This is a genomic window from Croceibacterium ferulae, assembly GCF_003660445.1.
GTDB lineage: Bacteria > Pseudomonadota > Alphaproteobacteria > Sphingomonadales > Sphingomonadaceae > Croceibacterium > Croceibacterium ferulae.
The window spans coordinates 466391-472601 of the sequence record NZ_QZVQ01000003.1; the positions used below are offsets into that span (position 1 = coordinate 466391).

At 69.1% G+C, this 6211-nt stretch carries 5 protein-coding genes; all 5 read left to right on the forward strand.

The genetic code is table 11. From position 1 onward, the window contains the following. The first annotated feature begins 54 nt into the window (after positions 1-54). The 5 genes from glpX (at position 55) to D5S08_RS05205 (ending at position 6061) form a co-directional block, all read left to right on the forward strand. Positions 55-1053 carry a class II fructose-bisphosphatase gene (glpX, locus tag D5S08_RS05185; RefSeq protein ID WP_121116168.1) on the forward strand — a complete coding sequence of 333 codons (999 nt, stop codon included), beginning with the start codon at positions 55-57 and terminating at the stop codon, positions 1051-1053. A gap of 60 nt (positions 1054-1113) precedes the next feature. Further along, positions 1114-1617: a DUF5872 domain-containing protein gene (locus tag D5S08_RS05190; RefSeq protein WP_121116170.1), complete on the forward strand. Its 504-nt coding sequence runs from the start codon at positions 1114-1116 to the stop codon at positions 1615-1617. Positions 1618-1729: 112 nt separating this feature from the next. Beyond that, on the forward strand, positions 1730-4240 hold the full coding sequence (locus D5S08_RS05195) for a DUF2235 domain-containing protein (protein WP_162301927.1): 2511 nt from the start codon (positions 1730-1732) through the stop codon (positions 4238-4240). 77 nt (positions 4241-4317) lie between these two features. Continuing rightward, a complete protein-coding gene (locus D5S08_RS05200) occupies positions 4318-5253 on the forward strand; it encodes a ribose-phosphate pyrophosphokinase (RefSeq protein ID WP_121116174.1) in 936 nt (311 codons plus the stop codon). A 7-nt stretch (positions 5254-5260) separates the two neighbouring features. Continuing rightward, complete coding sequence (locus tag D5S08_RS05205; RefSeq protein WP_121116176.1) at positions 5261-6061, forward strand: inositol monophosphatase family protein; 801 nt, start codon at positions 5261-5263, stop codon at positions 6059-6061. The last annotated feature ends 150 nt before the right edge of the window (positions 6062-6211 follow it).

Genomic DNA, 6211 nt, shown 5'->3' on the forward strand with positions numbered 1-6211 from the left:
CTGCGCCGCACCCTAACCCCGCCAGCAACATTCCACGTCACGGAGCACCTGCGCATGGCCACCCAGAACCCCTCCCCCGGCAGCAGCGTGCTCGATCGCGTGCTGGTGCTGGAAATGGTCCGCGTGACCGAGGCCGCCGCCATCGCCGCCGCCGCCCTGGTGGGCCGGGGTGACGAGAAGGCCGCCGACGCCGCCGCCGTGGAAGCCATGCGCAAGGCGTTCGACGAGCTGTACATGGACGGCACCGTGGTGATCGGTGAGGGCGAGCGGGACGAGGCGCCCATGCTGTTCATCGGCGAAAAGGTCGGCGGCGCGCCGGGCAAGGGGCCCAAGATCGACATCGCGCTCGATCCGCTGGAAGGCACCACCATCACGGCCAAGGCCGGCCCCAACTCGCTGGCCGTGCTGGCCGCCGCGGAAGAAGGCGGCCTGCTGAACGCGCCGGACGTCTACATGGACAAGATTGCGGTCGGCCCCGGCTACCCGGCGGACATCATCAGCCTGGACAAGAGCGTGGAGGAGAATGTCCGCGCCGTGGCAGAGGCCAAGGGCGTCGACCCGTCCGACATCATCTGTTGCGTGCTGGACCGTCCGCGGCACGAGGCCATGATCGCCAAGCTGCGCGCGCTGGGCTGCGGCGTGGTGCTGATCGGCGATGGTGACGTGGCGGGCGTGATCGCCACCACCGATCCGGAAACCAACATCGACATCTATATGGGTGAAGGCGGCGCGCCCGAGGGCGTGCTGGCCGCGGCGGCGCTGCGCTGCGTGGGCGGGCAGTTCAACGGCCGCCTGCTGTTCCGCAACGATGACGAGCGGGAACGCGCGCGCAAGTGGGGCATCACCGACCTGGACCGCGTCTACAAGCTGGAAGACCTGGCCAAGGGCGACTGCATCTTCGCCGCCACCGGCGTCACCGACGGCTCGCTGATGGCCGGCGTGAAGCGCCGCCGCCGCTCCAACGGCGACCGCGTGATGACCACCGAAAGCGTGGTGATGCGCGCCAGCACCGGCACCGTGCGCTGGATCAAGGGCGAGCACCGCATCCCCTGACGCCCGGCACTTTCCCGGCCCGTCCCGCGTTTCGGCGCGGACGGGCCAGGAGTGTGTGCCATGAGCGAGACTGCCAAGCGCGACGATCCCGAGCTGTGGGACAAGGTCAAGGACGAGGTTACCGCCGGCGACAAGGGCGGGAAGAAGGGCCAGTGGTCCGCCCGCAAGGCGCAGCTGGCGGTGCAGGAATACAAGCACGAAGGCGGCGGCTACCTCGGCAAGAAGGATGCCGACAACAGCCTGACCCAGTGGACCGAGGAAGACTGGGGCACGAAGTCGGGCGGGAAGAGCGGCGAGACCGGCGAACGCTATCTGCCCAGGGATGCGCGCGAGGCGCTGTCCGACGAGGACTATGCCCGCACCAGCGCCAAGAAGCGGCGGGACTCGAAGAAGGGCAAGCAGTTCTCCGCCCGGCCGGACGATGTCGCCGAAAAGACTGCCCACTACCGGGACGGCGGCAAGGGCGAACCGACCAAGGCCGAGTTGATGGCCGAAGCGCGCAAGCGCGATATTTCCGGCCGATCGAAAATGAACAAGGCAGAGCTGGCGAAAGCCTTGAAATAGGCGCGGCGTACTTGCGGCGGCCTTCGCAGTTGCCAGCAAACCGATTGACTGACTGCCGCGCCGGGCGCAGCCTTCCCTCCGGGGCAGAGAGGGCAGCGCAATGGCCGGGCCGATGGAGCACGACGAAGCCGCGAGAGCTGGGCCGGATGCGCCCGCCGGCAGGGCGATCGTCCTGTTTTCCGACGGGACCGGCAACAGCAGCGCCAAGCTGTTCAAGACCAATGTGTGGCGCATGTACGAGGCGGTGGACCTGGGCCCCGCCGCCGCCGGCAAGCGCAAGCAGATCGCCTTCTACGACAATGGCGTGGGCACATCCGCGCTGCGGCCGGTCGCGCTGCTGGCAGGCATTTTCGGTTTCGGCCTCAGGCGCAACATCCTGGAACTCTACCGCTTCGCCTGCCGCAACTACCGGCCGGCGCCGGGGCAGCGGCGGGGCGGCGAGCCGCCCGCAGGCGGGGATGCGATCTACGGCTTCGGGTTCAGCCGCGGGGCCTTCACCATGCGGCTGGTCATCGCCCTGATCGCCAGCCAGGGCCTGGTCGCCGCACGGGACGAGGCGGACCTGCACCGGCTGACCCGTGATGCCTATCGCGCCTTCCGCGCCGATTTCCTGCCGCGCAAGCTGCAATGGCCGACGCGGGCATGGCGCCGGTTGCGCGGGTGGCTGATCGCCGGCTGGCGCATCGCCTGGCGCCGCCGCCGATACAATCGGGCCGACAATTACCGGCCGGAGATCCGCTTTATCGGCGTCTGGGACACCGTGGCCGCCTATGGCGGACCGATCGTGGAGATCACTCGCGGCATCGACAACTGGCTCTACGCGCTGTCGATGCCCGATTACTGCCTGAACCCCCGCGTGCAATGCGCCCGCCACGCCCTGGCGATCGACGATGCGCGCGACGCCTTTCACCCCCTGCTGTGGGACGAGGTGAACGAAGGGCGGCTGGTCGCGGGCGACGTCGTTGCGCCCGACCGGTTGCGGCAGGTCTGGTTTACCGGGATGCATGCCGATGTGGGCGGCGGATATCCGGACGAAAGCCTCAGCTTCGTGTCCTTCCTGTGGATGATGGAGGAGGCCAACAAGGCCGGCCTGCGCACGCTGGACATCATCACCGACCGCTTCCGCGCGCTGGCCAACAGTGCCGGCCCGCTGCACGACAGTCGTGCGGGCATGGGCGCCTATTACCGGTACCAGCCGCGCAACATCGCCGCCTGGCTGAATGAACCGGGCAATGATTCCATCATCGCCGATCCGGACCTGCCGGGCGCTGCCGCCCGGCAGAAGGGTCTGCTGACCCGGGTGCGGGTGCATGAAAGCGTCGCCGCGCGCATCGGGGACGGGACCGACGGCTATGCGCCGATCAACCTGCCCGCCCGCCTGACGCTGATGCCCGAAGGCAAGGGCGAGACCGTGGCCCTGGCCGACAGCGAGAGCCCCCGGCCGCCGCCGCCTGCAGACGCGCAGACCCCGCAGCCGATGGTTGCCGCCCACATACGCGCCCGGATGGAGGATGGAACGCTGGGCCAGGCGCGGGCGGATGCGCTGGAACCGGCCTGGGACCGGGTATGGCTGCGCCGCGTCGCCTATTTCCTGACGCTGGCGGTCACGCTGCTGCTGGTGCTGATGCCATGGATGGTGGAGCATCTGCCGAACCCCCCGGTGCTGGCCGATGGGCGCAGCTGGGGCGGTGGCGTGATCCGGCTGCTGGACACCGTCCTGCCCGGCATGCTGCATCGCTGGATCGACACCTTTGCCGATAACAGCTTCTGGTTCCTGGTGCTGGTCGCCGCCATCGGGGCGCTGCAGGTCTGGAGCGGGCGGCTCGATCGACGGATGCGTGACACGGCGCGCGAGGTCTGGCGCGCGACGCTGATGCCAAATGGCCCATCGTTCGCGCGGCCGGACACGTCGTGGGTGAAGCGGCTGCGCACCTCCGCTCTGTATCGTCGGTCGCTCCGCTTCATTAAATGGCGGGTGCTGCCGGCGATCGCGGCACTGTTGCTGGCGGCGCTGCTTGTCTGGCTGGCGATCGGCCTGGCCACGCAACTGCGTCTGCCCAGCCTGGAGCGGGGGCAGGCGCTGTGCCCGCGCCCCCTCGCCACGCAGCCATTGCAGCAGCACAGCTTCGCCCTGTCGACCCGCGCCACCTGCACCAGCACCGGCCTGCGGGTGCGGAGCGGCGCGCGCTACGCGGTAGAGCTGGAGGTCATCGGACCGCAATGGCAGGATGGCGGCATGCCGACGACGCCGCGTGGCCGGTCTGCGGGCGAGTTGGGGGTGGCGGGCCGTGCCGGGGTGCTGCTGCGCCGGGTGATCGGCGCCAATTACCTGCAGCCGGTGATCGCCATCCGCCGCGGCCCCGGCCTGCTGCAATTCGGCGACCGCGTGCACATCGAACCGCTGGTGCTCCGGCAGGATATCGACTGCCTGTCGATCTGGCATGGCAGCTTCACCGCGCCGCGCGGCGGGGAACTGGTATTGTTCGTGAACGAAGCGGTGCCGCCCCTGCTGTTGCCCGCCGATTTCTTCTACACGCACGAGGAGTACGGCAACACAGGCGCGGCCCGGGTCACCATCCGGCTGGTCGATCCGATGCCGGGCCGGCGGGTGTCGGGCAGGTGACCGCCATGCAGGTTGCAATCGTGTGACGCTGGGCTAGACGCCCGGCCGACACAGCAAACGGGATCGGTCACGCACCCATGAAGATTCTCGCCGGCAATGCCAACCTGCCGCTCGCCCGTGCGATCGCCGCATATCTCGAACTGCCGCTGACCGATGCCAGCGTGCGCCGCTTCGCGGACGAGGAGATCTTTGTCGAGATCAACGAGAATGTGCGGGGGGAGGACGTGTTCATCGTCCAGTCCACCAGCTACCCCGCCAACGACAATCTGATGGAACTGCTGATCGGGATCGACGCGCTGCGCCGCGCCTCCGCCCGGCGGATCACCGCGGTGGTGCCCTATTTCGGCTACGCCCGGCAGGATCGCAAGCCGGGGCCGCGCACGCCCATCTCCGCCAAGCTGGTGGCCAACCTGATCACCGAGGCGGGTGCCAATCGCGTGCTGTCGGTCGACCTGCATGCCGGGCAGATTCAGGGCTTCTTCGATATCCCGACCGACAACCTCTATGCCGCGCCGGTGATGGCGGCCGATATCCTGGCGCGGTACGGCCATCAGGACCTGATGGTCGTGTCCCCCGACGTCGGCGGCGTGGTCCGCGCCCGCGCGCTGGCCAAGCGGCTGGACAATGCCCCGCTGGCCATCGTGGACAAGCGCCGCGAACGGCCGGGCGAATCCGAGGTGATGAACATCATCGGCGACGTGGCCGGGCGGCACTGCATCCTGATCGACGACATTGTCGATTCCGGCGGCACGCTGTGCAACGCCGCGCAGGCGCTGATCGACCAGGGCGCGAAGAGCGTGGCCGCCTATATCAGCCATGGCGTGCTGTCGGGCGGCGCGGTGGCGCGGGTGGCGGGCAGCGCGATGACCGAACTGGTCATCACCGACACCATCCTGCCGACCGAGGCCGCGCGCGATTGCGAACGGATCCGCGTGCTCACCGTCGCCCCGCTGATCGGCGAGGCCATGCGCCGCATCGCCGACGAGAGCAGCGTCTCCAGCCTGTTCGATTGAGGCTTCCATGAACCTTTCCGCCGAACTCGCCCTGGCGCACCGTCTGGCGGATGTCGCCGGCGATGCCATCCGGCCGCAGTTCCGCACGGTGCTGGATGCGGAGCGCAAGGGGGACGCCAGCCCGGTCACCATCGCCGATCGCGCGGCGGAAGAGGCGATGCGGCGGATCCTGACGGCGGAAGTGCCGCAGGACGGCGTGCATGGGGAGGAGTTCGGGGTCAGCGAAGGTCGGTCCGGCCGGCAGTGGGTGCTGGACCCGATCGACGGCACCACCAGCTTCATGGCGGGCCGCGCGACCTTCGGCACGCTGATCGCGCTGCTGGTGAAGGGCTTTCCGGTGCTGGGCATCATCGACCAGCCGATCCAGCGCGAACGCTGGGTGGGGGTGACCGGCCAGCCGACCACGCTGAACGGCGTGGCGGTGCGCACGCGCCCCTGCCGCGAGCTGGCGGAGGCCACGATTGCCACCACCGGACCGCATTATTTCACCGCCGAGGAAGGTGACACCTTCATGGCGCTGGCGCAGAAGACCGATCACCGGCGCATGATCATGGGCGGCGACTGCTACAATTACGGCCTGCTCGCCGCCGGTCACCTGGACCTGGTGTGCGAGGCCGGGCTGAAGCTGCACGACTTCGCCGCGCTGGTACCGGTGGTGGAGGGCGCCGGCGGGTTGATGTGCGATTGGGCGGGTGAGCCGTTGCATGCAGGGTCCGCCGGCGACGTGCTGGCGCTGGGCGACCAGGCCCGGCTGGAGGATGTGCTGGAGGCGATGGGCGGCGGGGACGGGCACGACCACGCGCATTGAGCGTGTTGCGGTGGTTGTACATCGCGGCAGCTTTCGCCCCAAAGCGGACGTTTAGTCCTCCCCGTGCGCAGCATGGGGAGGGGGACCAGCGGCAGGCTGGTGGAGGGGCATCGCGCAACGCATGATGATCGCCTCGACCGTTGCATCCAC